This window comes from Serratia sp. 2880STDY5682894, from assembly GCF_001537385.1.
GTDB lineage: Bacteria > Pseudomonadota > Gammaproteobacteria > Enterobacterales > Enterobacteriaceae > Serratia > Serratia nevei.
Map to the genome: position 1 here is coordinate 163,418 of NZ_FCJA01000002.1, position 25,781 is coordinate 189,198.

At 59.5% G+C, this 25,781-nt stretch carries 28 protein-coding genes; 20 read left to right on the top strand and 8 right to left on the bottom strand.

Translation table 11 applies throughout. The features are described from left to right. The first annotated feature begins 6 nt into the window (after positions 1–6). The 6 genes from purF to hisP all read left to right on the top strand — a co-directional run bounded on the left by purF (position 7) and on the right by hisP (position 5,579). On the top strand, positions 7–1,524 hold the full coding sequence (gene purF, locus AWX27_RS05580) for an amidophosphoribosyltransferase (protein ID WP_049200165.1): 1,518 nt from the start codon (positions 7–9) through the stop codon (positions 1,522–1,524). Between the two features lie 131 nt (positions 1,525–1,655). Beyond that, positions 1,656–2,228, top strand: a complete 573-nt coding sequence (locus AWX27_RS05585; RefSeq protein ID WP_060420024.1) for a UbiX family flavin prenyltransferase — start codon at positions 1,656–1,658, stop codon at positions 2,226–2,228. 303 nt (positions 2,229–2,531) lie between these two features. Next, entirely contained in the window at positions 2,532–3,314 is a 783-nt protein-coding gene (gene hisJ / locus AWX27_RS05590) for a histidine ABC transporter substrate-binding protein HisJ (protein WP_019453740.1), read from the top strand. A gap of 82 nt (positions 3,315–3,396) precedes the next feature. Then, a complete protein-coding gene (locus AWX27_RS05595; RefSeq protein ID WP_060420026.1) occupies positions 3,397–4,083 on the top strand; it encodes a histidine ABC transporter permease HisQ in 687 nt (228 codons plus the stop codon). Continuing rightward, on the top strand, positions 4,080–4,784 hold the full coding sequence (locus tag AWX27_RS05600) for an ABC transporter permease (RefSeq protein WP_038876436.1): 705 nt from the start codon (positions 4,080–4,082) through the stop codon (positions 4,782–4,784). The genes AWX27_RS05595 and AWX27_RS05600 overlap by 4 nt, the downstream gene beginning before the upstream one ends. Before the next feature lie 21 nt (positions 4,785–4,805). Next, entirely contained in the window at positions 4,806–5,579 is a 774-nt protein-coding gene (hisP, locus tag AWX27_RS05605; protein ID WP_038876434.1) for a histidine ABC transporter ATP-binding protein HisP, read from the top strand. A 7-nt stretch (positions 5,580–5,586) separates the two neighbouring features. On the opposite strand, the gene AWX27_RS05610 is transcribed toward hisP, so the two are convergent. The 3 genes from AWX27_RS05610 to yfcG all read right to left on the bottom strand — a co-directional run bounded on the left by AWX27_RS05610 (position 5,587) and on the right by yfcG (position 7,630). After that, entirely contained in the window at positions 5,587–6,501 is a 915-nt protein-coding gene (locus AWX27_RS05610) for a TIGR01777 family oxidoreductase (protein ID WP_060420031.1), read from the bottom strand. A gap of 16 nt (positions 6,502–6,517) precedes the next feature. Continuing rightward, positions 6,518–6,889 carry a dihydroneopterin triphosphate 2'-epimerase gene (gene folX, locus AWX27_RS05615; RefSeq protein ID WP_025303682.1) on the bottom strand — a complete coding sequence of 124 codons (372 nt, stop codon included), beginning with the start codon at positions 6,887–6,889 and terminating at the stop codon, positions 6,518–6,520. 111 nt (positions 6,890–7,000) lie between these two features. Beyond that, on the bottom strand, positions 7,001–7,630 hold the full coding sequence (yfcG, locus tag AWX27_RS05620) for a GSH-dependent disulfide bond oxidoreductase (RefSeq protein WP_055317045.1): 630 nt from the start codon (positions 7,628–7,630) through the stop codon (positions 7,001–7,003). 233 nt (positions 7,631–7,863) lie between these two features. Between yfcG and yfcE the strand changes: the two genes are divergently transcribed. Together yfcE and yfcD are read left to right on the top strand one after the other, a co-directional pair. Continuing rightward, positions 7,864–8,415 carry a phosphodiesterase gene (yfcE, locus tag AWX27_RS05625; protein WP_033635338.1) on the top strand — a complete coding sequence of 184 codons (552 nt, stop codon included), beginning with the start codon at positions 7,864–7,866 and terminating at the stop codon, positions 8,413–8,415. A 99-nt stretch (positions 8,416–8,514) separates the two neighbouring features. Beyond that, entirely contained in the window at positions 8,515–9,060 is a 546-nt protein-coding gene (yfcD, locus tag AWX27_RS05630) for an NUDIX hydrolase YfcD (RefSeq protein WP_004936086.1), read from the top strand. A 54-nt stretch (positions 9,061–9,114) separates the two neighbouring features. Here yfcD and AWX27_RS05635 read toward each other — a convergent pair whose 3' ends face one another. Further along, positions 9,115–10,134 carry a LacI family DNA-binding transcriptional regulator gene (locus AWX27_RS05635; RefSeq protein WP_004936083.1) on the bottom strand — a complete coding sequence of 340 codons (1,020 nt, stop codon included), beginning with the start codon at positions 10,132–10,134 and terminating at the stop codon, positions 9,115–9,117. Positions 10,135–10,445: 311 nt separating this feature from the next. Between AWX27_RS05635 and AWX27_RS05640 the strand changes: the two genes are divergently transcribed. The 8 genes from AWX27_RS05640 (at position 10,446) to AWX27_RS05670 (ending at position 16,132) form a co-directional block, all read left to right on the top strand. Further along, the gene (locus tag AWX27_RS05640; RefSeq protein WP_060420033.1) at positions 10,446–10,889 is read left to right on the top strand and encodes a PTS sugar transporter subunit IIA; all 444 of its coding nucleotides are present in this window, start codon (positions 10,446–10,448) and stop codon (positions 10,887–10,889) included. Positions 10,890–10,981: 92 nt separating this feature from the next. Continuing rightward, positions 10,982–11,263: a PTS sugar transporter subunit IIB gene (locus AWX27_RS05645; protein ID WP_025303676.1), complete on the top strand. Its 282-nt coding sequence runs from the start codon at positions 10,982–10,984 to the stop codon at positions 11,261–11,263. A gap of 23 nt (positions 11,264–11,286) precedes the next feature. Continuing rightward, the gene (locus AWX27_RS05650) at positions 11,287–12,666 is read left to right on the top strand and encodes a PTS ascorbate transporter subunit IIC (protein ID WP_004936074.1); all 1,380 of its coding nucleotides are present in this window, start codon (positions 11,287–11,289) and stop codon (positions 12,664–12,666) included. Between the two features lie 13 nt (positions 12,667–12,679). After that, entirely contained in the window at positions 12,680–13,531 is an 852-nt protein-coding gene (locus AWX27_RS05655; protein ID WP_060420036.1) for a transketolase, read from the top strand. Beyond that, the gene (locus AWX27_RS05660) at positions 13,524–14,498 is read left to right on the top strand and encodes a transketolase family protein (protein WP_060420040.1); all 975 of its coding nucleotides are present in this window, start codon (positions 13,524–13,526) and stop codon (positions 14,496–14,498) included. Before AWX27_RS05655 ends, AWX27_RS05660 begins: the two co-directional genes overlap by 8 nt. Positions 14,499–14,703: 205 nt before the next feature. Beyond that, the gene (locus AWX27_RS05665) at positions 14,704–15,183 is read left to right on the top strand and encodes a putative T6SS immunity periplasmic lipoprotein (RefSeq protein ID WP_230201003.1); all 480 of its coding nucleotides are present in this window, start codon (positions 14,704–14,706) and stop codon (positions 15,181–15,183) included. A 132-nt stretch (positions 15,184–15,315) separates the two neighbouring features. Continuing rightward, on the top strand, positions 15,316–15,708 hold the full coding sequence (locus AWX27_RS24385) for a polymorphic toxin type 44 domain-containing protein (protein WP_072265427.1): 393 nt from the start codon (positions 15,316–15,318) through the stop codon (positions 15,706–15,708). Next, positions 15,686–16,132, top strand: a complete 447-nt coding sequence (locus AWX27_RS05670) for a hypothetical protein (protein WP_072265426.1) — start codon at positions 15,686–15,688, stop codon at positions 16,130–16,132. The genes AWX27_RS24385 and AWX27_RS05670 overlap by 23 nt, the downstream gene beginning before the upstream one ends. 111 nt (positions 16,133–16,243) lie before the next feature. Here the strand turns inward: AWX27_RS05670 and pta are convergent, their stop codons facing one another. Together pta and ackA are read right to left on the bottom strand one after the other, a co-directional pair. Then, complete coding sequence (gene pta, locus AWX27_RS05675) at positions 16,244–18,403, bottom strand: phosphate acetyltransferase (protein ID WP_049203683.1); 2,160 nt, start codon at positions 18,401–18,403, stop codon at positions 16,244–16,246. A 74-nt stretch (positions 18,404–18,477) separates the two neighbouring features. Continuing rightward, positions 18,478–19,680: an acetate kinase gene (gene ackA, locus AWX27_RS05680; RefSeq protein ID WP_055312511.1), complete on the bottom strand. Its 1,203-nt coding sequence runs from the start codon at positions 19,678–19,680 to the stop codon at positions 18,478–18,480. A 358-nt stretch (positions 19,681–20,038) separates the two neighbouring features. On the opposite strand from ackA, the gene yfbV reads away from it, so the two are divergent. The 4 genes from yfbV to AWX27_RS05700 all read left to right on the top strand — a co-directional run bounded on the left by yfbV (position 20,039) and on the right by AWX27_RS05700 (position 23,736). Next, on the top strand, positions 20,039–20,494 hold the full coding sequence (gene yfbV, locus AWX27_RS05685; RefSeq protein WP_004936061.1) for a terminus macrodomain insulation protein YfbV: 456 nt from the start codon (positions 20,039–20,041) through the stop codon (positions 20,492–20,494). Between the two features lie 143 nt (positions 20,495–20,637). Beyond that, the gene (locus tag AWX27_RS05690) at positions 20,638–21,132 is read left to right on the top strand and encodes a YfbU family protein (protein WP_016926898.1); all 495 of its coding nucleotides are present in this window, start codon (positions 20,638–20,640) and stop codon (positions 21,130–21,132) included. Between the two features lie 17 nt (positions 21,133–21,149). Next, the gene (locus AWX27_RS05695) at positions 21,150–21,806 is read left to right on the top strand and encodes a sugar phosphatase (protein WP_060420045.1); all 657 of its coding nucleotides are present in this window, start codon (positions 21,150–21,152) and stop codon (positions 21,804–21,806) included. A 79-nt stretch (positions 21,807–21,885) separates the two neighbouring features. Further along, complete coding sequence (locus AWX27_RS05700) at positions 21,886–23,736, top strand: SLC13 family permease (RefSeq protein ID WP_072265425.1); 1,851 nt, start codon at positions 21,886–21,888, stop codon at positions 23,734–23,736. Between the two features lie 27 nt (positions 23,737–23,763). Here AWX27_RS05700 and yfbR read toward each other — a convergent pair whose 3' ends face one another. Both yfbR and AWX27_RS05710 read right to left on the bottom strand, forming a co-directional pair. Further along, complete coding sequence (gene yfbR / locus AWX27_RS05705; protein ID WP_025303666.1) at positions 23,764–24,363, bottom strand: 5'-deoxynucleotidase; 600 nt, start codon at positions 24,361–24,363, stop codon at positions 23,764–23,766. A 107-nt stretch (positions 24,364–24,470) separates the two neighbouring features. Then, positions 24,471–25,685, bottom strand: a complete 1,215-nt coding sequence (locus tag AWX27_RS05710; RefSeq protein ID WP_004936047.1) for a pyridoxal phosphate-dependent aminotransferase — start codon at positions 25,683–25,685, stop codon at positions 24,471–24,473. Positions 25,686–25,781: the final 96 nt, after the last annotated feature.

Genomic DNA, 25,781 nt, shown 5'->3' on the forward strand with positions numbered 1-25,781 from the left:
GACAACATGTGCGGTATTGTCGGTATCGCCGGTTTCATGCCGGTAAACCAGTCGATTTATGATGCGCTGACGGTGCTTCAGCACCGTGGCCAGGATGCCGCAGGCATCGTCACCATTGACGCCCACAACGGGTTCCGTTTGCGTAAAGCCAACGGCCTGGTGAAGGATGTGTTTGAGGCGCGCCATATGCAACGCTTGCAGGGCAACATGGGCATTGGCCATGTGCGTTACCCGACGGCCGGCAGCTCGAGCGCCTCTGAGGCCCAGCCTTTCTACGTCAACTCGCCGTTCGGCATTACGCTGGCCCACAACGGCAACCTGACCAACGCCCATGAGCTGCGCCAAAATCTGTTCGAAAGCGGCCGCCGCCATGTCAACACCACCTCCGACTCGGAAATCCTGCTGAACGTGCTGGCCAGCGAGCTGGACCGCTTCCCGCACTACCCGCTGGAGGCCGACAACATCTTTACCGCGGTCGCCGCCATGCATCAGCAACTGCGCGGCGCTTACGCCTGCGTGGCGATGATCATCGGCCACGGCCTGCTGGCGTTCCGCGACCCGAACGGCATTCGCCCGCTGGTGATCGGCAAGCGCACGCTGGAGGATGGCCGCAGCGAGTACATGGTGGCCTCCGAGAGCGTGGCGCTGGATACCCTGGGCTTTGAGTTCCTGCGCGACGTGGCGCCGGGCGAAGCGGTGTACATCACCACCAAGGGCCAGCTGTTCACCCGCCAGTGCGCGGAGAACCCGAAAACCAACCCGTGCCTGTTCGAATACGTTTATTTCGCGCGCCCGGACTCCTTTATGGACAAGATCTCGGTCTACAGCGCCCGCGTGCGCATGGGCCAGAAGCTGGGTGAGAAGATCGCCCGCGAGTGGGAAGATCTGGACATCGACGTGGTGATCCCGATTCCGGAAACCTCCTGCGACATCGCGCTGGAGATCGCGCGCATTCTCGAGAAGCCATACCGCCAGGGCTTCGTGAAGAACCGCTACGTCGGCCGCACCTTCATCATGCCGGGCCAGCAGGCGCGTCGCCAGTCGGTGCGCCGCAAGCTGAACGCCAACCGCGCCGAGTTCCGCGACAAGAACGTGCTGCTGGTGGATGATTCCATCGTACGCGGCACTACGTCGGAACAGATCGTCGAGATGGCGCGCGAAGCGGGCGCCAAGCGCGTGTACCTGGCTTCCGCCGCGCCGGAAGTGCGCTTCCCGAACGTCTACGGCATCGACATGCCGAGCGCCAACGAACTGATCGCCCACGGGCGTGAAGTGGATGAAATCCGCCAGATCATCGGCGCCGACGGGCTGATTTTCCAGGACCTGGACGATCTGATCGAAGCGGTGCGCGAAGAGAACCCGGACATCACCCAGTTCGAATGTTCGGTGTTCAACGGCATCTACGTGACCAAAGACGTCGACCAAAGCTATCTGGAATACCTGGAGTCGCTGCGCAGCGACGACGCCAAGGCGCTGCGGGTGCAAACCGAAGCGGAAAATCTGGAACTGCACAACGAAGGCTAACCGCCTGCGTTGATCCCTCAGGGTGCATCGCCGCGTCTGCGGCGGTGCACCTTGCTCCTCTGACTTGCTTATCCCTCGCCATTGCGGCAAAGTCTGCCTGATCTTACTTTTTACGGCAGAGGCCATTCTTCATGAAACGACTCATCATCGGCATTTCCGGCGCCAGCGGCGCTGTCTACGGCGTGCGCCTGTTACAGGTTTTGCGCGACGTCGCAGAGGTGGAAACCCATCTGGTGATGAGTAACGCGGCAAGACAGACGCTGGCGCTGGAAACGCCGTACAGCCTGCGTGAAGTGCAGGCGCTGGCCGATGTGGTGCACGACGCGCGCGACATCGCCGCCGGCATCTCCTCCGGCTCCTTCAAGACCCTGGGCATGGCAATCCTGCCTTGCTCGATCAAAACCCTGTCCGGCATCGTCAACAGCTACAGCGACGGGCTGCTGACCCGTGCCGCCGACGTGGTGCTCAAAGAGCGCCGCCGTTTGGTGCTGTGCGTGCGGGAAACGCCGCTGCATTTGGGGCACCTGCGGTTGATGACCCAGGCGGCGGAGATGGGGGCGGTGATCATGCCGCCGGTGCCGGCGTTTTACCACCAGCCGACAAGCGTGGAAGACATCATCGATCAGACCGTCAATCGGGTGATCGATCAGTTTGATATCGAACTGCCGATCGACCTGTTCACCCGCTGGCAGGGTGCTAATTAACAGTTTTATCCCTAAATTGGTACATTTGTGCAACACCGCACTGAATTGGGGCGGAGTATGCACCATAATGATCCCACTTCATCACGCTCACTGTTTCATGGCGCCGCCTTGTCGCGGCTGCCAGTGGCGCGGCCCCGACCGGCCGATTTAATTTTGCGGTTATCGTCCCAGGAAACAGTATTGTGAAGGCCGGAGCCGTTCCCTCCGCCCGTAGCACCGAATGTGGCACGATTACTGCAAATTGATTTGGTGGGGAAAGTAATGCCCGTAGTGGCATCAAAAAAATCAATTTGAGGGTAATTTATGAAAAAGCGGGTTTTGATTTTGCCGTTAGTTCTGGCTTTGAGCGCCGCCAGCAGCGCCTTTGCCGCCATTCCTTCCACGCTGAAGATTGGCACCGATCCGACATACGCGCCGTTTGAATCCAAAAACGCCAAAGGCGAGCTGGTCGGCTTTGACATCGATTTGGCCAAAGAGCTGTGCAAACGCATCAATACCCAATGCACCTTCGTGGAGAGCGACTTCGACGCGCTGATCCCATCCCTCAAGGCGAAGAAGATTGACGCCATTATCTCTTCGCTGTCCATCACTGAAAAACGCCAGCAGGAAATCGCCTTTACCGACAAGCTGTATGCCGCCAACGCGCGTCTGATCGCGCCGAAGGGCTCCAAGCTGCTGCCGACCGCCGAAGCGCTGAAAGGTAAGAGCGTGGGCGTGCTGCAGGGCACCACCCAGGAAGCCTACGCCAACGCCATGTGGCAGCCGAAAGGGGTGACCGTCGTGCCTTACCAGAACCAGGATCTGGCTTATGCCGACCTGGCCTCCGGCCGTATCGATGCCGCCTTCCAGGATGAAGTGGCGGGCAGCGACGGCTTCCTGAAACAGCCACCGGGCAAAGACTATGCGTTCGCCGGCGAATCGGTGAAGGATGACAAGTTCTTCGGCGTCGGCACCGGCATGGGGCTGCGCAAGACCGATACCGAGCTGAAAGCGGCGCTGGACAAAGCCTTCGCCGAGATGCGTAAAGACGGCACCTACGACAAATACGCGAAAAAGTACTTCGACTTTGACGTCTACGGCGGGTAATCCGCTTCCCGTTCCATGCTGTGACTGCGGGGCCGGTGCGCCGGCCCCGATGGTTCGGATCCTAGACCACAGGGTGAAGTAGATGCTGCAAGGCTATTCCCAACTGATTTTCGAGGGGGCTCTGGTGACGTTGGAGCTGGCCCTCAGTTCCGTGGTGCTGGCGGTGGTGATCGGTCTGATCGGCGCCGGTGGCAAACTGTCTCATAACCCCTTTATCTCCGGTCTGTTCGGCGCCTATACCACGCTGATCCGCGGCGTGCCCGATCTGGTGCTGATGCTGCTGATCTTTTACGGTCTGCAAATCGCGCTGAACAACATCACCACGCTGCTCGGCTTCTCGCAGATCGATATCGATCCGCTCGGCGCCGGCATCATAACCCTCGGCTTTATCTACGGCGCTTATTTTACCGAGACCTTCCGCGGGGCCTATCTGGCGGTGCCGAAAGGGCAGATCGAAGCGGCGACGGCCTACGGCTTCAGCGGCGCGCAGATCTTCCGGCGCATTCTGTTCCCGGCGATGATGCGTTTCGCCTTGCCGGGCATCGGCAACAACTGGCAGGTGATCCTGAAGGCGACGGCGCTGGTGTCGATCCTCGGCCTGAACGACGTGGTGAAAGCCACGCAGCTGGCGGGGAAAGGCACCTATCAGCCGTTCTTCTTCGCCATCGTGGCCGGCGTGGTTTACCTGATCTTCACTACCGTTTCCAACGGCGTGCTGCTGTGGCTTGAACGGCGTTACTCACTGGGCGTCAAGAGGGCCGAGCTATGATTGAGATCCTGCAACAGTATTGGCAGTCGCTGCTGTGGAGCGACGGCTACCGCTTCACCGGCGTGGCGGTAACGCTGTGGCTGCTGATCGCCTCGGTGGTGATGGGCGGGCTGCTGGCGATCCCGATGGCGGTGGCGCGCGTCTCTTCCATCCGCTGGGTGCGTTTCCCAGTGTGGCTCTACACCTATGTGTTTCGCGGTACGCCGCTGTACGTGCAGCTGCTGGTGTTCTACTCCGGCATGTACAGCCTTGAGATCGTGCGCGGCAGCGAGTTTCTCAACGCATTTTTCCGCAGCGGGCTCAACTGCACCATCCTGGCGCTGACGCTCAACACCTGCGCCTATACCACCGAGATCTTCGCCGGGGCCATCCGCTCGGTGCCGCACGGTGAAATCGAGGCCGCCAACGCCTACGGTTTCTCGCGCTTCAAGATGTATCGCTGCATCATTTTACCTTCGGCGCTGCGCACCGCGCTACCGGCTTACAGCAACGAAGTGATCCTGATGCTGCACTCCACCGCGCTGGCGTTTACCGCCACCGTGCCGGATCTGCTGAAGATCGCGCGCGACATCAACGCCGCGACCTATCAGCCGTTCTACGCCTTCGGCATTGCGGCGGTGCTGTACCTGATCATCTCCTACGTGTTAATCAGCCTGTTCCGCAAGGCTGAAAGACGCTGGATGGCCCACGTTAGTCACTGATAAATGACGGGAAGAAAAACCATGTCTGAGAATAAATTAGCCGTCACGGAACTGCATAAACGCTATGGCGACCACGAAGTGCTGAAGGGGGTCTCGCTGGCGGCCAACGCCGGGGATGTGATCAGCATCATCGGCTCCTCCGGCTCCGGCAAAAGTACCTTTCTGCGCTGCATCAACTTCCTCGAGAAGCCGAGCGAAGGCTCGATCAGCCTGAACAACGAAGACATTCGCATGGTGCGCGACAAAGACGGCCAGCTGAAGGTGTTCGACAAGAAGCAGCTGCAGCTGCTGCGCACCCGCCTGACCATGGTGTTCCAGCATTTCAATCTGTGGAGCCACATGACGGTGCTGGAGAACGTGATGGAGGCGCCGGTGCAGGTGCTGGGGCTGAGCAAGGCCGAAGCGCATGAGCGCGCGGTTCGCTATCTGGATAAGGTGGGCATCGATGAGCGGGCGCGCGGCAAATACCCGGTGCACCTGTCGGGCGGCCAGCAGCAGCGCGTTTCTATCGCCCGCGCGTTGGCGATGGAGCCGGAAGTGCTGCTGTTTGACGAGCCGACGTCGGCGCTGGATCCCGAGCTGGTGGGCGAGGTGCTGCGTATCATGCAGAAGCTGGCGGAGGAGGGGAAAACCATGGTGGTGGTGACGCACGAAATGGAGTTTGCGCGCCACGTTTCCAACCACGTGATCTTCCTGCACAAAGGGTTGATTGAAGAGCAGGGGCCGCCGGCCGAGCTGTTCGGCAACCCCAAAAGCCCGCGCCTGCAGCAGTTCCTGTCCGGCGCGTTGAAGTAACTTCAGATCAGCGGGCTTCGGCCCGCTGATTAATCACGTCATCCAGCGCCTGTTCCAGCTCCAGATAGCGGAAGTGGAAGCCGGCCTCTTCCAGCCGCTTCGGCACCGCCCGCTGGCCGCCGAGCACCAGCACCGCCGCTTCCCCCATCAACAAACGCATGACGAACGCCGGCACCCGCAGAAACGCCGGGCGATCGAGCACGTTGGCCAATTGGGCGGCGAACTGTTCGTTATGCACCGGGTAGGGAGCGACCATGTTGAACGGGCCGGTCAGCGTGGCGTGATCCAGCAGATAAATAATGGCGTTGACCATGTCTTCGAGATGGATCCACGGCAGGTATTGGCGACCGTCGCCGATCGGGCCGCCCAGCCCGAAGCGGAACGGCGGCAGCATTTTAGCCAGCGCGCCGCCCTGTGGCGCTAGCACCACGCCGGTGCGCAGCAGGCAGACCCGGGTGGCGTCGCTCTGCGCCTGCAGCGCCAGCGCTTCCCAGCGTTGGCACAGCTGGTGGGTGAATTCGTCGTGCGGCGGCTCCTCTTCGGTGACCACCGCCTGCCCCTGGTCGCCGTAGTAGCCGACGGCGGAACCGGAAATCAGCACGCCGGGCGGCGTGCTGCCGGCCTTGATAAGCTTCGCCAACCGCTCGGTCAGATCCCAGCGGCTATGGCACAGCCGCTGTTTCTGCTGTGCGCTCCAGCGCTTGTCGGCGATAGGTTCGCCGGCCAAATTGATCACCGCATCGAAGTCATCCAGCGACTGCCGGTCGTCCAGCGTTTGCCAATAGCTCGGCTGGTCGCCCAGCCTGGCCCGGGCTCGCCGTTCGTCTCGCGTCAGCACCGTAATGTGGTGAGAAAGCGCCAGCAGCCTGGCCGTCAGGCTGCTGCCTATCAATCCCGTTGCGCCGGTGATCAGGATCCGCATGGTCGACCTCCCTGAGTTAGTCCCGGCGGTAGCTCATGGTCATGGAGACCGAATCGGCGTAGCGCAGGGCCAGAAGTTTATCTATCTCCACTTCAGCATAGGTCACCCAGGCATGTTCTTTTACGATATCGAGCACATCCTGCGTTAATTTTTCCAGCAGCGCGAAACGGTTATCTTCCACATGGCGGATGATCGCTTTGGTGATGGTGCGGTAGTTGAGCGCGTCGGCGATGTCTTCGCTGTTGCGCGCTTTGTCCGCCGGGTAGTGGATCACCACGTTAATCAGGACGTCCTGTCGGTTGTTGATTTCTTCTTCCTTGATACCGATGAACGTGCGCAACCGCAGATTTTTAATGCGAATAACGGCGTCGGGTTGACTGAAAGACATCAGAGATTCTCCATAGGTCTGATTATTGGCGTTCAGAATACACGGAAAGTAGGGAAATGATAACGCAGGGGCGATGTGACTCCCCGGCGGCGGGGAGTCGGGGAGCGGGGGTTAGCCCTGTTCAGCCAGCTTATAGGCGCGCTCGGTCGCCGGGCGGTTGCTGATGCGCTCGAACCAGTTGCGCACCGCCGGGTAATCCGCCAGATCGATGCGCTGGCGCGGATGCGACACCACCCACGGGTAGGTGGCGATATCGGCGATGCTGTAGTTGTCGCCGCCCAGGTACGGGTGTTTTTGCAGTTCGGCTTCCAGCACGCCATACAGCCGCTTGGTCTCCAGCTGATAGCGCTCGATGGCGTAAGGCACCGGCTGCGGCGCGTAGTGGTTGAAGTGGTGATTCTGCCCGAGCATCGGCCCGAAACCGGCCACCTGCCAGAACAGCCACTGCAGGGTGGCGGCGCGTTCGCGCAGGCCCTTGCTCAACAGCTTGCCGGTTTTCTCCGCCAGATACAGCAGGATTTCCCCGGACTCGAACAGGCTGATTGGCGCGCCGCCGTCCACCGGTTGCTGATCGACGATCGCCGGGATTTTGTTGTTGGGAGAAATGCTCAGAAAGTCCGGTTTGTACTGCTCGCCGGCGCTGATGTTTACGCGATGGATACGGTAGGGTAAGCCGACCTCTTCCAAAAACAAGGTGATCTTGTGACCATTGGGAGTAGGCGCGTAATACAGGTCAATCATGTTGCCTCCTGCGGTAAGGTGATCTGTAATTCATTACACGTTGCTGCGGTCTTCGCCGCGCACAAAGGTATATCAGAGATCCAACAATAGCAGCTAAGGATAGCAGGCTATGTGGGATTCGTCCGATGCTATCTGCGCGGTTGGATCACAATTCTCCACCGGGGCGGACGGCGGTTTGCCGCACGGCGCCGGCGCGGTAAAATGGCGCTTATTTCCCTCTATAGGACAAGGTTATGAAGCTGATGTTCGCCTCGGATATCCACGGCTCGCTGCCGGCCACCGAACGCGTGCTGGAATTGTTCGCACAAAATGGCGCCGACTGGTTGATTCTTCTGGGTGATTTGCTGAATCACGGCCCGCGCAACGCGCTGCCGGCCGGGTATCAGCCCGCTCAGGTTGCCGAACGATTGAATCGCTATAGCGACAAGATCATCGCCGTTCGCGGCAATTGCGACAGCGAGGTCGATCAGATGCTGCTGACGTTTCCCATCGAGGCGCCCTGGCAACAGGTTTTACTGCAAAAAAGACGATTGTTTTTGACCCACGGTCACCTTTATCATCCCTCGGCACTGCCGCCGTTATCCCGCGGTGACGTCCTGGCCTACGGCCATACGCATCTGCCGCAGGCGGAGCGGCAGGGTGAGATCTATTGCTTCAATCCGGGCTCGGTCAGCATTCCCAAAGGGGGCTTTCCGGCCAGCTACGGCATGTTGGATCGGGGCACTTTGCGCGTGCTGACGCTCGACGACGGCAAGGTCGTCGCGGAAGTGGCGTTAACACGCTAAACGCACTAATTTATACACACACAATAAAAATCTTTGAAAAACACTCATTGATTAACCAGCGCGCGGGATGCATCGCGCCAAAATAGAAGGTTTTAGAGGATGGCGGAACAGGGTCAGGCTGCAGATACCGAATGGGTTGATATCGTCGACGAGCAAAACGAGGTGATCGCGCAATCCAGTCGTCAACAGATGCGGGCGGAGCGGCTGCGCCATCGTGCTACCTATATTGTGGTGCATGATGGGATGGGAAAAATTCTGGTGCAGCGTCGCACCGAGATCAAGGACTTCTACCCGGGCTGGTTGGACGCAACGGCGGGTGGCGTAGTGCAAAGCGGTGAAAACGTGCTGGATTCGGCGCGCCGCGAGGCGGAAGAAGAGCTGGGCATTGCCGGTGTGCCTTTCGCCGAACACGGTCTGTTCTACTTCGAAGAAGAGCAGTGCCGGGTGTGGGGCGCGCTGTTCAGCTGCGTTTCGCACGGCCCGTTCGCGCTGCAGGAAGAAGAAGTGGCCGAGGTGTGCTGGTTGACGCCGGAAGAGATCACCGCGCGCTGCGACGAGTTTACCCCGGATTCGCTGAAGGCGCTGTCGCTGTGGCTGACGCGCAACAACGAACAGGATTACGGTAAGCCGCTCGACAACCACTGAGACGCCAACGCGTGAGAAAGCCGGTCATCGACCGGCTTTTTTTATGGCGCGGATTCAGCAGCTGTCGCGGCGGCACAGCGTGGCGGGCAGGGAGCCTGCCGGCTGCCAGGGTTGCTCGTTCAGGCGCGCCAGCAGCGCCTGGCCGGCCTGAATGCCGATGTCGCGATGCGGAATGGTCATGGTGGTCAGCGGCGGTTGGCAGACCCGGCTGAACTCGCTGTTGCCGAACCCCACCACCGCCAGATTGTCCGGCACCTTGATGCGCCGCCGTTGGCATTCATACAGCGCGCCGCCGGCCAGTTCGTCCGAGGCGCACACCAGCGCGTCCAGCTCCGGCCAGGCCAGCAGGAATTCCGGCAGCTGCTGCGCGCCGGTGCTGAAGCTGGCGGGCTGTGCGGCGTTGATCACCCGATGCGGCGACATATGGTTGCGCAGCAGCGCCTTGTGCCAGCCCTGCAGGTGCTGCTGGAAGATCCACTGTTCCTGATTGGCGCACAGCAGCCCGATGTTCTGATAGCCGCTGGCGATCACCGTTTGCGTCAGCTGATACATGGCCGCCACGTAGTCGATGCCGATGCTCATGTCGATCGGATCGGCGCGCACGGCGCCGATCTCCACCACCGGAATGTTGGCGGCGATCAGCGCGTTGCGGGCGTTTTGCGAATGCTCGACGCTGAGCAGCACCGCCGCCGCCAGGTTGTAAGAGAGCAGGGTCTCCAGCAATTTCTCTTCGCGTTCGAGGTGATGCTGCGACTCCGCCAGCATGATGTGATAACCGGCCGGCTGCAGCACTTTCTGCAGGCCGGCGAACATCTCGGCGCAGCCGGATTCGGACAGGCTGGGCACCACCATGGCAATGGTGTAGGACGAGGCCGACGCCAGCGAACTGGCGGCCAGGTTGGGCAGATACCCCAGTTCGCTCACCGCGGCTTCAATCTTCTCGCGCAGTTTGTCTGAAACCTGCTCCGGCGTGCGCAGCGCGCGCGACACCGTCATGGTGCCGACGCCCGCCAGCTGCGCTACGTCAGCCAACGTCACCCTGCCCGTGCTGCGTCGTTTTTTACCGATCGACATGCCTAATCCCGACTGAAATGCGCGCGCGGCGCATAAAAATGGTGAGGATGGGAAGCCGACGGCGCGGCTTCGACGATCCCCCGTATGCGGCACATTCTACCCCGTTACCCGAAAGAGCGAGAAAAAATTGTGGTTAACGCCATGCCGCGGCGCGGCGTTTTGATAGCGCTATCACAGATCTGCATGATAGCGCTTTGGTAGCGCTATCTTTGTGATATCCATCACTGTGTGGCCGGGTGGGGTTGATTAAAGTTTTACCGTCGTCGGTGAATTAATCACCGGCCGAAACCATCAACCTTTAGGAGGGTAACGTGCTGAAAGAGTGGCTGACCGCCGATCATATACAGCTGTGCGAACGGGTGGAGGACTGGCGCCAGGCGGTAACGCTGAGCGCGCAGCCGCTGCTGCAAGACGGCGTGATCACGCCGAATTACCTGACGGCCATCTTTCATCAGCAGGAGAAGCTCGGGCCTTACTTTGTCCTGGCGCCGGGCATCGCCATGCCGCACGCCCGGCCCGAAGAGGGCGCCAACGCGTTGGGATTATCGCTGTTGAAGATCCATCAGGGGGTGAACTTTCATTCCGCGGATAACGATCCGGTTCAGGTGGTGGTGATGCTTTCGGCGCCCGACGGCGACAGCCACATCGAATTGATTTCGCAACTGGCGGAATTATTTTCAGACAATCAGGCCATGGAGGCGTTATTTTACGCCAAAGATAAACGGCAAATCGAGGATATTATCGCCCGCTATTAACGCTTAATCACCAGGAACACTATTAATGCTAACAACGCCGGGAATATGACCGGCGGCGCTACCCTACACGCTAAATTCAACAGGTGGATATTATGAAAATCATGGCGATTTGCGGTTCCGGTCTCGGCAGCAGTTTTATGGTGGAAATGAACATTAAAAAGGTGCTGAAAAAGATGGGCGTGGAGGCCGAGGTCGAACACTCCGATCTGTCGTCCGCCACCCCCGGCGCCGCCGACGTGTTCGTGATGGCGAAAGACATCGCCGACAGCGCCAGCGTACCGGCCGAGCAGCTGGTGGTGATCAGCAACATCATCGACATTAATGAGCTGGAAGCCAAGCTGCGCGCTTACTTCGAAGCCCACTCAATCATCTGAATAAAACGATTGGCGAGGTGGATATGTTTATCCAGGAAACGCTTAAGTTTGTGGTGGATATATTAAAGGTGCCTTCGGTATTGGTCGGGCTTATTGCGCTGATCGGTTTGCTGGCGCAAAAGAAATCGTTTTCCGACGTGGTAAAAGGCACGGTAAAAACCATTCTCGGCTTTATCGTTTTGGGCGGCGGCGCCACGGTATTGGTCGGATCGCTCAATCCGCTGGGCGGCATGTTCGAACACGCGTTCAATATTCAGGGCATCATTCCGAATAACGAAGCCATTGTCTCCATCGCGCTGGAGAAATACGGCGCCTCCACCGCGCTGATCATGGCGTTCGGCATGGTGGCGAATATCGTGGTGGCGCGCTTCACCCGGCTGAAATACATCTTCCTGACCGGCCACCACACCTTCTACATGGCCTGCATGATCGGCATCATCCTAACGGTGGCGGGCTTCGAGGGCGTGCAGCTGGTGTTTACCGGCGCGCTGACCCTGGGGCTGGTGATGGCGTTCTTCCCGGCGATCGCCCAGCGCTATATGCGCCGCATCACCGGCAATGACGATATCGCCTTCGGCCACTTCGGCACCCTGGGCTACGTGCTGTCCGGCTGGATCGGTTCGAAGGTGGGCAAAAACTCGCGCTCGACCGAGGAGATGAACCTGCCGAAAAACCTCAGCTTCCTGCGCGACAGCTCCATTTCGATCTCGATGACCATGATCGTCATCTACCTGATCCTGGCGATCTGCGCCGGGCGGGCCTATGTGGAAAGCGAGCTCAGCGGCGGCCAGAACTACCTGGTGTATTCGATCATTCAGGCCATCACCTTCGCCGCCGGGGTGTTCATCATCCTGCAGGGCGTGCGTTTGATTCTGGCGGAAATCGTGCCGGCGTTCACCGGCTTCTCGGAAAAGCTGGTGCCGAATGCGCGGCCGGCGCTGGATTGCCCGGTGGTCTATCCCTATGCCCCCAACGCGGTGCTGATCGGCTTCCTGTTCAGCTTCCTTGGCGGATTGGCCGGGCTGTTCCTGCTGGGGCAGCTGAAGATGGTATTGATCCTGCCCGGCGTGGTGCCGCACTTCTTCACTGGCGCTACCGCCGGGGTGTTCGGCAACGCCACCGGCGGGCGGCGCGGCGCGATGCTGGGCGCCTTCGCCAACGGGCTGCTGATCACCTTCCTGCCGGTATTGCTGCTACCGGTGCTGGGGGCGCTGGGCTTTGCCAACACCACCTTCTCCGACGCCGACTTCGGCGCGATCGGCATCCTGCTGGGCAATATGGCGCGCTTTATGTCGAAGGAGATGATCATGCTGGCGATCGTCGCCGTGTTCGCGCTGCTGGTGGCGCATAACTTCCTGGGAAAACGCAAAGGCGCGCCGGCCGCTGACCGCGTCGAGAAATAACGAGGGCAGACTGATGAACTACACAACGAGCGAAACGGAAATTGAAGAGCTGCATACCCTGGCGCGGGCGATCCGCCTGGAAACGCTGAAAGCGCTGACCGGGCTGGGCTTCGGCCACTACGGCGGCTGCATGTCGGTGGTGGAGACGCTGGCGGTGCTGTATGGCAGCGTGATGCGCATCGATCCGGCGGATCCGGACTGGCCGGAGCGCGATGACTTCGTGCTGTCGAAAGGGCACGCCGGCCCGGCGCTGTACAGCACGCTGGCGATCAAGGGCTACTTCCCGCTGGCGGAGCTGAAGACCCTCAACCAGAACGGCACGCGTCTGCCGAGCCACCCGGACCGGCTGCGCACGCGCGGCGTGGACGCCACCACCGGCTCGCTGGGGCAGGGCGTATCGATCGCCGCCGGCATGGCGTTGTCCCATCGGCTGGCGGGGCGCCGCAATCGGGTGTTCAGCATCCTCGGTGACGGGGAACTGAACGAAGGGCAGTGCTGGGAGGCGTTCCAGTTTATCGCCCACCACAATCTGAACAACCTGACGCTGTTCATCGATTACAACAAGCAACAGCTGGACGGCGCGCTGGACGAGGTGATCCAACCGTTCGATCTGGCCGCCAAGTTCCGCGCCTTCGGTTTTAAGGTGCAGACCATCAAGGGCGATGACATCGCGGCGCTGCTGGCGGCGGTGGCGCCGGCGCGCGGCGGCGAACAGCGGCCGCTGGCGATCGTGCTCGACAGCATCAAAGGGCAGGGCGTGGCCTATCTGGAAAACCTGTCGAACTCTCACCACCTGCGCCTGACGCCGGACGTGCAGCAGGAAATCGAAAAAGCCATCGCCGAACTGGAGGCCGCCCATGTTTAACGTAGTGACGCAGTTGGAAAACGACGCCGTCGAAATGCGCAAAGTCTACGCCGGCGCGGTGCGTCGGCAGATTGAGGCGGGCGCGCCGATCATCGCGCTGGAGGCGGATCTGATGAGCTCGATGGCGATGGATGGCGTGCACAAGGATCACCCGCAGCACGTGATCAACTGCGGCATCATGGAGGCCAACGTGATCGGCGTCGCCGCCGGGCTGTCGCTCACCGGCCGGGTGCCGTTCGTGCATACCTTTACCGCCTTCGCCAGCCGCCGCTGTTTCGATCAGCTGTTCATGTCGCTGGATTATCAGCGCAACAACGTCAAGGTAATCGCCTCCGACGCCGGGGTGAGCGCCTGCCACAACGGCGGCACCCACATGTCGTTCGAGGATATGGGCATCGTGCGCGGGCTGGCGCATTCGGTGGTGCTGGAGGTAACCGACGCCACCATGTTCGCCGATATTCTGCGCCAGCTGATGGATCTGCGCGGCTTCTACTGGGTGCGCACCATTCGCAAGCAGGCGACGCGCATCTACCAGGAGGGCTCGCGCTTTACCATCGGCAAGGGCAACCTGCTGCGCGACGGAGACGACATTACGCTGATTGCCAATGGCATCATGGTGGCGGAGGCGCTGAAGGCGGCGCAGATGCTGGCGCAGCAGGGCGTCAGCGCGGCGGTGATCGATATGTTCACCCTCAAGCCTATCGACCGTGAACTGATCAAAACCTATGCGGCCAAAACCGGGCGCATCGTCACCTGTGAAAATCACAGCATTCATAATGGGCTGGGATCGGCGGTGGCGGAGGTGCTGGCGGAAGAGTGCCCGACGCCAATGCGGCGCGTGGGGGTGAAGGAGCGTTACGGCCAGGTGGGCACCCAGGCATTTCTACAGCAGGAGTACGGTCTGACCGCCGAGCATATTCTGGAGGCTGCCGGGCAGCTGCTGCAAAAACAGTTCTCGAGTCAATAACAACTGCTGTAACGAATGAGGTCTGGTGCTCTGGATAAAGCACATACCTTCCTGACCAGTATCTGAGTTATGACTCACACGTTATCAACTGAGAAGCCCCTTAAGGGGCTTTTTGTTTTTAATGGATAATAGATGGCCAATGCTAGGGTAAAAAGAGATAATAAAAATAGTCCAATAAATACAATAAGTTATATTCATGGAGTGAATGATGATAACAACAAGAGGCTCGTTCAGAAGGCTGACGCTAGGCGAGATCACGCTATCCCGCTCTTTCTATACCCTCATCATGATGATGTTGCTCAGTGGCTGTATCCTTGAAAAGCAACGTTTTTACGCTGCGGATATTACGCTGCGGGGAAATGATCTCTGTTTCTCTTTACCACAAACCTACCCAACACAGAGTGGCAGGGTCAGTCTGGTCAGTATCGCTATTGAACAACGGTTGGATAGCCAAACGCATGAACTCTGGCGCAGGAGCACTCTACCACTGAATCCCGTTGAGACGATTACGCCCGGCCAATGTATCCCATACTCGTTCAAGGCATTTGAGAGCAATGTGCCATACACCGTGGCAATCAGTACCGTGGATCCTCAGGATGCAGATTCCAAACGTTTCTGGCAGCGTAGTTTCTCGCTGAAAATCAGCGACGGCCAGATTTTGCAGGTTATTGCCAGCGCGGAGTAATAAAGCCAAAGAGGGATGAATGAAATGACAAGGACGGCAATGTGTGTGAAGCGAAGTGATAGGCATAACGCTTGAGAGAGTGCCGTTGGGTTTCTGCACCATAAATTACATTCGGCTCTCAAGGAGGAGATTATGGCCGTGATTCCATTACTGCCGCCAGGCGGTTTTACTGTTCTTGCCAGAAACTTGCGTGAGGCGCGCAGGCAGGGGCAACCACGCAACATGGCGTTGCCTGGTACTTACTATTGGTTCTACCATCAGGTAAAAAATCGGGGCCCTTGGGATTACAAGCAGCAAAATCGCGCATTGGCTAACTTTGGTAATTTCAATTATGGTGCAACCGGTACTGCGGCTGGAATTCCCGCAGATATTTTGTTGATGGGCGCTGGATTTGCTCAGTCACGGGCAGGAACATCGCGGCCAGAATGGAGTCATTGGTATCAACGCCCGCCGTATGGTGATGACCCTCAGGATCAATATTGGATCAAGCAAGGAATTGATTATGCAAATCGGCATGGTTACTAAATGGGCTCATCGGCTGCTGACGGCAATTTTGTTGGTTATTGTCGTCGGATTGGCGGGGTACTGGTATGCCACCCGCGATACTTATGACGATAAGCTCTATAGCAAAAAGCAGTTGACCGACGATATTTGGCTCTACATCACCGAGTACCAGAATGCGGGGGCTACCGACACGGATGTGTATCGTTACTATTTGAACAGAAGCCTGGATGGGGACCCTATCAAAGTGCTGGGGCAAAGTGCGCCAATCTTGACGGCGGATCGGGCTGATGCAACTATCCGTGGTGAGGGTAACCGCATCACCATCAATTTTTCCGGCAAGGTGTATTCCTTTACGAATTCGGCATTTTTCTATGCCACGAACAGCCAAACACCCATCATGCCTACCATTGATTTTTCTGCACGGGGCGTCAACGCCTGGCGATGATGGTGGGTGCAGCGGATTTGGCGGGTATTGTCTAAAACAGCATAATCACCAAGAATATCAGGCATAAAAAAGCCAGTCAGGATTACCTGACTGGCTTTTTTTAACGGTTTATTACGCCTTGGCGGCAGCGTCAGCCTGGGAAGACTGGATCGCCGTCAGCGCAACGGTGTAGACGATATCGTCAACCAGTGCACCGCGCGACAGGTCGTTCACCGGCTTGCGCATGCCTTGCAGCATCGGCCCGATGGAGACCAGGTCAGCGGAACGCTGTACCGCTTTGTAGGTGGTGTTGCCGGTGTTCAGATCCGGGAAGATGAACACGGTCGCCTGGCCGGCTACCGGTGAGTTCGGCGCCTTGGACTTGGCAACGTCGGCCATGATGGCGGCGTCGTACTGCAGCGGGCCGTCGATGATCAGGTCCGGGCGTTTTTCCTGCGCCAGACGGGTCGCTTCGCGCACTTTCTCGACGTCGCTGCCCGCACCGGAGTTGCCGGTGGAGTAGGAGATCATCGCTACGCGAGGCTCGATGCCGAAGGCCGCGGCGGAATCCGCAGACTGGATGGCGATCTCAGACAGCTGCTCGGCGGTCGGATCCGGGTTGATCGCGCAGTCGCCGTAGACCAGTACCTGGTCAGGCAGCAGCATGAAGAACACGGAGGACACCAGCGAGCTGCCCGGCGCGGTTTTGATCAGCTGCAACGGCGGACGGATGGTGTTGGCGGTGGTGTGAACCGCGCCGGAGACCAGACCGTCGACTTCGCCTTGTTCCAGCATCAGGGTGCCGAGCACCACGTTGTCTTCCAGCTGCTCGCGCGCGACCACTTCGGTCATGCCTTTGCTCTTGCGCAGCTCAACCAGACGCGGCACGTAGTTTTCACGTACGGCGACCGGATCGACGATTTCGATGCCTTTGCCCAGCTCAACGCCTTGCGCTGCCGCGACGCGCTGGATCTCGTCCGGGTTGCCGAGCAACACGCATTCCGCGATGCCGCGTTCGGCGCAGATGGCTGCCGCTTTCACGGTGCGCGGCTCGTCGCCTTCCGGCAGCACGATGCGTTTGCCGGCTTTACGCGCCAGCTCGGTCAGCTCGTAACGGAACGCCGGTGGAGACAGACGGCGTGAACGTTCGGAGGTGGCGGTCAGCGAGTCGATCCACTCGGTGTTGATGTGGCTGGCCACGTAGTTCTGCACTTTCTCGATGCGCTGGTGGTCGTCCGCCGGCACTTCGAGGTTGAAGCTCTGCAGGCTCAGCGAGGTCTGCCAGGTGTTGGTGTCGACCATGAACACCGGCAGGCCGGTCTGGAAGGCGCGTTCGCACAGCTTCTTGATCGGCTCGTCGATGGCGTAGCCGCCGGTCAGCAGGATGGCGCCGATTTCCACGCCGTTCATCGCCGCCAGGCAGGCGGAGACCAGCACGTCAGGACGGTCTGCGGAGGTCACCAGCAGAGAGCCCGGGCGGAAGTGTTCCAGCATGTGCGGGATGCTGCGCGCACAGAAGGTCACGGACTTCACGCGGCGAGTCATGATGTCGCCTTCGTTGACCACGCGGGCCTTCAGGTGGCGAGCCATGTCGATGGCACGGGTGGCGATCAGATCGAAGCTCCACGGCACGCAGCCCAGAACCGGCAGCGGGCTGTTGGCGAACAGCTGCGCAGGATCGACGTGGGCGATGCTGGCTTTGGTGGAGTCGTCGAAGATTTCGGACAGGTCAGGACGGGTGCGGCCCTGATCGTCGACCGGTGCGTTCAGCTTGTTGATGATTACGCCGGTGATGTTTTTGTTCTTGCTGCCGCCGAAGCTGGTGCGCGCCAGTTCGATGCGCTCTTTCAGCTGCGCCGGCGAGTCGTTGCCCAGCGCCAGCACGAAGACGATCTCGGCGTTCAGGGTTTTGGCGATCTCGTAGTTCAGCGCGTTGGCGAACTGATGCTTGCGGGTCGGCACCAGGCCTTCGATCAGCACCACTTCCGCGTCTTTGGTGTTCTCGTGGTAGCGCGCCACGATCTCTTCCATCAGCACGTCTTGCTGGTTGGAGCTCAGCAGGCCCTCAACGTAGTCCATGCGCAGCGGTTCGGCCGCCGTAATGGTGGAGTTGCTGCTGCGGATGATGGTGGTGGTCTGGTCGAGCGCGTTGTCGCCGGTGCGCGGTTGAGCGATAGGCTTGAACACGCTCAGACGAACGCCTTTTTGCTCCATGGAGCGGATGACACCCAGGCTGACGCTGGTCAGGCCGACGCTGGTGCCGGTGGGGATCAACATAATAGTACGTGACACAGAATAGTCCTCTTCACGATTAACATGAGGCTAAAACAACACCGTCAGCCTGGGCTGACGGTGTTTTGAGAGCATTACGCGGTCAGGCGGGATGCGTCCTGCGCGATGACCAACTCTTCGTTGGTCGGGATCACCAGCGCCAGGCGGCTGCCGTCTTTGGTGATGGCGCCGGATTTGCCGAAGCGAGCGGCCATGTTGCGGTCGTGGTCGATTTCGAAGCCCAGCAGGCCCAGTTTGTTCAGGGTCAGCTCACGCACCATGCCGGCGTTCTCGCCGATGCCGCCGGTGAAGATCACCGCGTCCAGACGGCCTTCCATCAGGGCGCTGTATGCGCCGATGTATTTGGCCAGACGGTGGCAGAACACGTCCATGGCGCGTTTGGCGTCGGCTTTGCTGTCGTAGTTGTCTTCAACGTAACGGCAGTCGCTGGTGACTTCGGTCAGGCCCAGCAGGCCGGATTCTTTGGTCAGCATCTTGTTGATCTGGTCAACGCTCATGCCCAGAGAATCGTGCAGGTGGAAGATGATAGCCGGATCGATGTCACCGCTGCGGGTGCCCATCACCAGGCCTTCCAGCGGGGTCAGACCCATGGAGGTGTCAACGCACTGGCCGTTGCGCACTGCGGTAACGGAACCGCCGTTGCCCAGGTGGCAAGTGATCACGTTCACTTCTTCTACCGGCTTGTTCAGCATCTTCGCGGCTTCCTGAGTCACGTAGAAGTGGCTGGTGCCGTGTGCGCCGTAGCGGCGAACGCCGTGGTCGCGGTACAGGCTGTACGGCAGGGCGTACAGGTAAGATTCTTCCGGCATGGTCTGGTGGAACGCGGTGTCGAACACGGCAACGTTCTTGTCGGCCAGGTTAGGGAAGGATTTCAGCGCTTCCGCGATGCCGATCAGGTGAGCCGGGTTGTGCAGTGGTGCAAACGGCACGGAATCTTTGATACCCTGCAGAACTTCGTCGTTGATCACGGCGGAAGCGGTAAACTTCTCGCCGCCGTGCACGATGCGGTGGCCGATAGCGGTCAGCTGCGCAGAAAGCTCTGGTTTTTGTGCCAGAATAGTATTAACAATGAAGTTCAGCGCTTCGCTGTGTGCAGCGCCGGCCCCCAGGGCAGCTTCGTGTTTGGCGCCGTCCATTTTCCACTTGATGCGAGCTTCAGGCAGGTGGAAACACTCGGCCAAACCGGAGAGGAATTCGTCGCCGTTAACGGCATCGATGATGGCGAATTTCAGAGAAGAACTGCCGCAGTTAAGAACCAGTACTAGCTTACTCGACATGGAAGTACCTACTTAAATAGTCGTGTTGTTAAAAGAAAATCGAAAACACGTGGTGAATTAATCGTCAATCAGACAACAAGCGTAGCGCATAGTGCCGATGACATTTATGATTAACATCATGTGAAGTGCACAAATCACAGGATGATGGAAAAACCGATGATTTCTCTGCGGTTTAAATAATCTTGATTTTTATAGGGCTAAAAGTTGACAAAATTTGCGTCATCTTCTACCGGCCACAAGGCCGGCTTAGGATACCGATAGCCCGGTGCAAACACAAAATAAATTTAAAGCTTCAAATTTTTTAGTATGGTCTCTGGCAGCACGCTTTTAGTTTCTTTACGTGACGTTGAGGTACGCAATGACGAGCAAACCGTCCGGTTCCGTAAGCTGGTTTCAGGTCTTCCAGCGCGGGCAGCATTATATGAAAACCTGGCCGTCGGACAAACGTCTGGCACCGGTCTTTCCGGAGAACCGCGTTGCGCGTGCCACCCGTTTCGCTATCCGTTTCATGCCGCCGTTGGCGATTTTCACGCTGACCTGGCAGATCGCGCTTGGCGGTCAGCTCGGCCCGGCGATCGCTACCGCGCTGTTCGCCTGCAGCCTGCCGATGCAGGGACTGTGGTGGCTGGGGCGCCGTTCGGTCACGCCGCTGCCGCCGACGCTGCTGCAATGGTTCCATGAGGTGCGCAACAAGCTGACGGAAGCCGGGCAGGCGGTCGCGCCGCTCGAAGGCACGCCGACCTATCAGACGTTGGCCGATCTGCTCAAACGTGCTTTTAAGCAGCTGGACAAAACCTTCCTCGACGATCTGTAACTGAGAAAAGGCAGCGTTGATGCGGCCTTTTTCGTCAAAGCGCCAATAACCCCGGTTTAAATCAAAGAACGGTCGAGTTGTGATTTCCTGCGTTCTTGCGCTGTGCGATGCTCCCGCCATCACACAGAAATGAGGAAATCCTGATGGAAATGACCAACGCCCAGCGGCTGATCCTGTCGAACCAGTACAAGATGATGACCCTGCTCGACCCGGACAACGGCGACCGTTATCGCCGGCTGCAAACCATCGTCGAACGCGGCTTCGGGTTGCAAATGCGCGAACTGGATCGCGACTTCGGCGAACTGAGCGAAGAGGTGTGCCGCACCATCATCAACGTGATGGAGATGCACCATGCGCTGCAGGTTTCCTGGGGCAACCTGAAAGAGAAGCAGGATCTGGACGAGCGCCGCCTGGCGTTTCTCGGCTTCGACGCCGCCACCGAAGCGCGCTACCTGAGCTACGTGCGTTTCCTGGTCAGCACCGAGGGGCGTTATACTCACTTCGATTCCGGCAGCCACGGTTTCAACGCCCAGACCAAAATGTGGGAAAAATACCAGCGTATGCTGGCGATCTGGCTGGCCTGTCCGCGCCAGTATCACCTGAGCGCCGTTGAGATAGCGCAAATCATCAATGCTTGATTAAGAAGAGGTTTTCTGTGGAGTGTAAGGGTTTTCTGTTCGATCTTGATGGCACCCTGGTGGATTCATTGCCGGCGGTAGAGCGCGCCTGGACGCACTGGGCCGAGCGCCGCGGTGTCAACCCGCAAGCGGTGCTGGATTTCATTCACGGTAAACAGGCCATTACTTCTCTGCGCCACTTTATGCCGGGCGAAAGCGAAGCGGAAATTCAGCGCGAGTTCGAGTTGCTGGAGCAGGCCGAAGCGCAGGATACCGACGGCGTTCGCGCGCTGCCGGGCGCGATTGCGCTGCTGGAGCGCCTGAACGCGCTCGGTATCCCTTGGGCGATCGTCACCTCCGGTTCGGTGCCGGTGGCCGGCGCTCGCCGCCAGGCCGGCGGTTTGCCGCAGCCGGAGGTGTTCATCACCGCCGAGCAGGTTAAACACGGTAAGCCACAGCCCGACGCCTATCTGCTGGGCGCCGAGCGCCTGGGGCTTGCGCCGCACGAGTGCGTGGTGGTTGAAGACGCGCCGGCCGGCATTCTCTCCGGCCTGGCGGCGGGCTGCCAGGTGATTGCGGTCAACGCGCCGGCGGATGCGCCGAAGCTGGAGCAGGTCGACCTGCGGCTGGATTCGCTGGCGCAGATCGCCGTCGATAAAACGGCGCAGGGCGCGATCGTTCGTCGGCTGGCCTGAGCGGCATTATCTTCACCCTAATTGATTAGACCCCGCTTCGGCGGGGTTTTTTTATGCTATTTTTTAGACCCTTGGACATTTGCCGGATGAGGCCGTTTTGAACAGCGAATTACTGTGGGTGCTGAGTTTACTGCTGATTGCCATCGTGCTGTTTACCACCAACAAGCTGCGCATGGACGTGGTGGCCCTGTTGGTGATCATCGCCTTCGTGCTGAGCGGCACGCTCAGCCTGCAGGAGGCGACGGTCGGTTTCAGCGATCCCAACGTGATTTTGATCGCGGCGCTGTTCGTGATCGGCGAAGGGCTGGTGCGCACCGGCGTGGCCTATCAGGTGGGGGACTGGCTGGTGAAAGTGGCCGGCAGCAGCGAAACCAAAATGTTGATGCTGCTGATGGTGACGGTCGCCGGGCTGGGGGCGTTCATGAGCTCGACCGGCGTGGTGGCGATCTTTATCCCGGTGGTGCTCAGCGTGACGGCCAGAATGAAGATCGCGCCGGGGCGGCTGATGATGCCGCTCAGCTTCGCCGGGCTTATCAGCGGCATGATGACGCTGGTGGCCACGCCGCCCAACATGGTGGTCAACAGCGAGCTGGTGCGAGAAGGCATCCATGGTTTCGGTTTCTTCAGCGTGACGCCCATTGGCCTGGTGGTGCTGGCGCTGGGCGTCGGTTACATGCTGATCGCCCGGCGTTGGCTGGGCAGCGGTGAAACGGGCAAAGCCGGCGATGACTGGCAGCGCCGTACCTTCCGCGATTTGATCCGCGACTACAAGCTGACCGGTCGCGCGCGGCGGCTGGCTGTCCGCAGCGCTTCGCCGCTGATCGGGCGTTCGCTGGATGAACTGCACCTGCGTGCGCGTTATGGCGCCAACGTGGTGGGTATCGAGCGCTGGAAACGCTTCCGGCGGGTGATGGTCAGCGCCTCTGGCAGCACCGAGCTGCGCGAGGGCGACGTTCTTTTGATCGACATGTCGGACAGCCAGGTCGATCTGCGCGAATTCTGCGGCGAGCAGCGGCTGGAGCCGATGGTGCTGCGCGGCGATTACTTCTCTGAACAGTCGCGCAACGTCGGCATGGCGGAAGTGTCGCTGATCCCGGACTCGGCGCTGCTGGGCAAAAGCCTGCGCGAAGCGGCGTTCCGCAGCCGCTACGATCTCAACGTGGTGGGCATCCGCCGCCACGGCGAGACGCTGGGCGGCAAGCTGGTGGACGAGCCGCTGGAGCTGGGCGACATTTTGCTGGTGATCGGTGACTGGAAGGCGATCCGTCAGCTGCAGGCCAAAACCCACGACTTTATCGTGCTCAACCTGCCGGCTGAGGTGGACGAAGTGGCGCCGGCGATCACGCAGGCGCCGCACGCGCTGTTTTGCCTGGCGTTGATGGTGGCAATGATGTTGACCGACGAAATCCCCAATCCGATCGCGGCGCTGATCGCTTGCCTGCTGATGGGTAAGTTCCGCTGTATCGATATGGAAAGCGCCTATAAATCGATCCACTGGCCGAGCATTATTTTGATCGTCGGGATGATGCCGTTTGCGCAGGCGCTGCAAAAGACCGGCGGGGTGGATCTGATCGTCAGCGGGCTGATGGACGTCGCCGGCGGCGCGGGGCCGCGCGTGATGCTGCTGTGCCTGTTCGTCTTGTGCGCCACCATCGGCCTGTTTATTTCCAACACCGCGACGGCGGTGCTGATGGCGCCGATCGCCATCGCCGCCGCGCGCGAAATGGGCGTCTCGCCATACCCATTTGCGATGATTATCGCCATCGCCGCGTCCGCCGCCTTTATGACGCCGGTCTCTTCACCGGTCAACACGTTGGTGCTGGGGCCGGGCAATTACAAGTTCGGCGATTTCGTGCGTCTCGGCGTGCCGTTCACTCTGCTGGTGATGGTGGTCAGCGTGATTGTGGTGCCGTGGCTCTACGGCTTTTAACGGCGCAGCGAGGCTGCGCCGGCGGGGTTACAGCGAACTGTCGAGGCTGATTTCGTCCAATGACAGGCTGAAGCTGGGAATGAACACGTCCATGAAGTAGTCCATTTCCGGGCTGCGGCGCTGTTCCAGGGTTTTATCCAGCCGCGCCTTGGCCAGGGTGAATTCGTTGTTGCCGGCAGAGAGTTCCTCCAGGCATTTCAGGTAGGCGCACAGCGCGTCTGCCTGCTTCACTACCTGCTTTTCATCTTCGCTGTAGTAGTGCTCATCGAGAATGGTGCGGAAATCGTTGCGCAGCTCCGCGGGGATCATGTCCAGCAGCTTTTGCTGGGCGATCTTTTCGATCTTCTTGTATTCATGGGCGATCTGCGGATTGTAGTACTTGATCGGCGTCGGCATGTCGCCGGTGATCACTTCGCTGGCGTCGTGGTACATCGCCAGCAGCGCAACGCGGTCGGCGTTGAGGTTGCCGTTGAATTTGCGGTTCTTGATCACCGCCAACGCGTGGGCGACAAAGGCCACCTGCAGACTGTGTTCGGAGACGTTCTCGGTACGCACGTTGCGCATCAGCGGCCAGCGGTTGATCAGTTTCAGGCGGGACAGATGGGCGAAGAAATGGCTCTGGCTCATGGTGCTCTCTTTAACGGCAAGTGAGGGCCCCATTGTGAAGCAGTGACGGCGAATTTTGCAACCGGGCAATGAGAGAAGGGCGCAGCAAGGCGCTGCGCCCCAGGCGATTACTGGTGGTAACCTTCCAGGAAGCGGCCCAGCTTGCCGACCGCCATTTCCAGTTCATCTACGCGCGGCAGGGTGACGATACGCACGTGATCCGGGTAAGGCCAGTTGAACGCGGTGCCCTGCACCAGCAGCACTTTTTCCTGCAGCAGCAGGTCAAGCACCAGCTTCTGGTCGTCGTGGATGTTGAAGCGCTTGGCGTCGATGCGCGGGAACATATACAGCGCGCCCTGTGGCTTCACGCAAGAGACGCCCGGGATGTCGTTGAGCAGTTCCCAGGTGCGATTGCGTTGTTCGTACAGGCGGCCGCCAGGCTGAATGAATTCGCTGATGCTCTGATAACCGCCCAGCGCGGTTTGAATGGCGTGTTGCATCGGCACGTTGGCGCACAGGCGCATCGAAGCCAGCATCTCCAGCCCTTCGATATAGCCTTTGGCGTGTTTCTTCGGCCCGTTCAGCACCATCCAGCCCTGGCGGAAGCCCGCCACGCGGTAGGTTTTCGACAGGCCGTTGAAGGTCACGGTCAGCAGATCCGGCGCCAGCGCGGCGATCGAATGGTGCTCGGCTTCGTCATACAGGATCTTGTCGTAGATCTCGTCGGCGAAGATGATCAGGTTGTGTTGACGGGCGATCTCGACGATCTGTTCCAGCAGCGCTTTGCTGTAAACCGCGCCGGTCGGGTTGTTCGGGTTGATGATCACGATGCCGCGGGTGCGCGGGGTGATCTTGCTGATGATGTCGTCCAGATCCGGGAACCAGCCGGCCTGCTCATCGCACAGGTAGTGCACGGCCTTACCGCCGGAAAGCGATACCGCAGCGGTCCACAGCGGGTAGTCCGGCGCCGGCACCAGCATTTCGTCGCCGCTGTTGAGCAGCGCCTGCATGGATTGGACGATCAGCTCCGAGACGCCGTTGCCAATGTAGATATCCTCAACGGTCACGTCACGCATGTTGCGCGCCTGGTAGTGCTGCATGATCGCTTTACGCGCCGAGAAGAGGCCTTTGGAATCGGAGTAGCCTTGCGCCGTGGGCAGATTGCGGATCACGTCGACCAGGATTTCGTCCGGGGCGTCGAAACCGAACGGGGCAGGGTTGCCGATGTTCAGTTTCAGGACTTTATTGCCTTCTTCTTCAAGACGTTTAGCTTCTTTAAGCACCGGGCCGCGAATGTCATAGCAGACGTTGTCCAGTTTGCTGGATTTCTCAATGGGGGACATAAAAAGTTGAGCCTTTTGCTGGGATAGGGGCGCTCCTACCGTGGGACGCCGCAACCCGCCCAATGTACTCCTGGCGTAGTTGCTTTTGAAGGGTTT

Bases quoted from the DNA above. Each gene is read 5' to 3' on its own strand.
- AWX27_RS05645 (WP_025303676.1), top strand. From the start codon at position 10,982: ATGAAAATCATGGCGATTTGCGGTTCCGGTCTCGGCAGCAGTTTTATG.
- AWX27_RS05595 (WP_060420026.1), top strand. From the start codon at position 3,397: ATGCTGCAAGGCTATTCCCAACTGATTTTCGAGGGGGCTCTGGTGACG.
- AWX27_RS05585 (WP_060420024.1), top strand. From the start codon at position 1,656: ATGAAACGACTCATCATCGGCATTTCCGGCGCCAGCGGCGCTGTCTAC.
- AWX27_RS05635 (WP_004936083.1), bottom strand. From the start codon at position 10,134: ATGTCGATCGGTAAAAAACGACGCAGCACGGGCAGGGTGACGTTGGCT.
- ackA (WP_055312511.1), bottom strand. From the start codon at position 19,680: ATGTCGAGTAAGCTAGTACTGGTTCTTAACTGCGGCAGTTCTTCTCTG.
- yfbV (WP_004936061.1), top strand. From the start codon at position 20,039: ATGACGAGCAAACCGTCCGGTTCCGTAAGCTGGTTTCAGGTCTTCCAG.
- AWX27_RS05655 (WP_060420036.1), top strand. From the start codon at position 12,680: ATGAACTACACAACGAGCGAAACGGAAATTGAAGAGCTGCATACCCTG.
- purF (WP_049200165.1), top strand. From the start codon at position 7: ATGTGCGGTATTGTCGGTATCGCCGGTTTCATGCCGGTAAACCAGTCG.
- yfcE (WP_033635338.1), top strand. From the start codon at position 7,864: ATGAAGCTGATGTTCGCCTCGGATATCCACGGCTCGCTGCCGGCCACC.
- AWX27_RS05690 (WP_016926898.1), top strand. From the start codon at position 20,638: ATGGAAATGACCAACGCCCAGCGGCTGATCCTGTCGAACCAGTACAAG.
- AWX27_RS05600 (WP_038876436.1), top strand. From the start codon at position 4,080: ATGATTGAGATCCTGCAACAGTATTGGCAGTCGCTGCTGTGGAGCGAC.
- yfbR (WP_025303666.1), bottom strand. From the start codon at position 24,363: ATGAGCCAGAGCCATTTCTTCGCCCATCTGTCCCGCCTGAAACTGATC.
- AWX27_RS24385 (WP_072265427.1), top strand. From the start codon at position 15,316: ATGGCCGTGATTCCATTACTGCCGCCAGGCGGTTTTACTGTTCTTGCC.
- yfcG (WP_055317045.1), bottom strand. From the start codon at position 7,630: ATGATTGACCTGTATTACGCGCCTACTCCCAATGGTCACAAGATCACC.
- AWX27_RS05710 (WP_004936047.1), bottom strand. From the start codon at position 25,685: ATGTCCCCCATTGAGAAATCCAGCAAACTGGACAACGTCTGCTATGAC.
- folX (WP_025303682.1), bottom strand. From the start codon at position 6,889: ATGTCTTTCAGTCAACCCGACGCCGTTATTCGCATTAAAAATCTGCGG.
- AWX27_RS05670 (WP_072265426.1), top strand. From the start codon at position 15,686: ATGCAAATCGGCATGGTTACTAAATGGGCTCATCGGCTGCTGACGGCA.
- yfcD (WP_004936086.1), top strand. From the start codon at position 8,515: ATGGCGGAACAGGGTCAGGCTGCAGATACCGAATGGGTTGATATCGTC.
- hisJ (WP_019453740.1), top strand. From the start codon at position 2,532: ATGAAAAAGCGGGTTTTGATTTTGCCGTTAGTTCTGGCTTTGAGCGCC.
- hisP (WP_038876434.1), top strand. From the start codon at position 4,806: ATGTCTGAGAATAAATTAGCCGTCACGGAACTGCATAAACGCTATGGC.
- AWX27_RS05665 (WP_230201003.1), top strand. From the start codon at position 14,704: ATGATGATAACAACAAGAGGCTCGTTCAGAAGGCTGACGCTAGGCGAG.
- AWX27_RS05660 (WP_060420040.1), top strand. From the start codon at position 13,524: ATGTTTAACGTAGTGACGCAGTTGGAAAACGACGCCGTCGAAATGCGC.
- AWX27_RS05650 (WP_004936074.1), top strand. From the start codon at position 11,287: ATGTTTATCCAGGAAACGCTTAAGTTTGTGGTGGATATATTAAAGGTG.
- AWX27_RS05610 (WP_060420031.1), bottom strand. From the start codon at position 6,501: ATGCGGATCCTGATCACCGGCGCAACGGGATTGATAGGCAGCAGCCTG.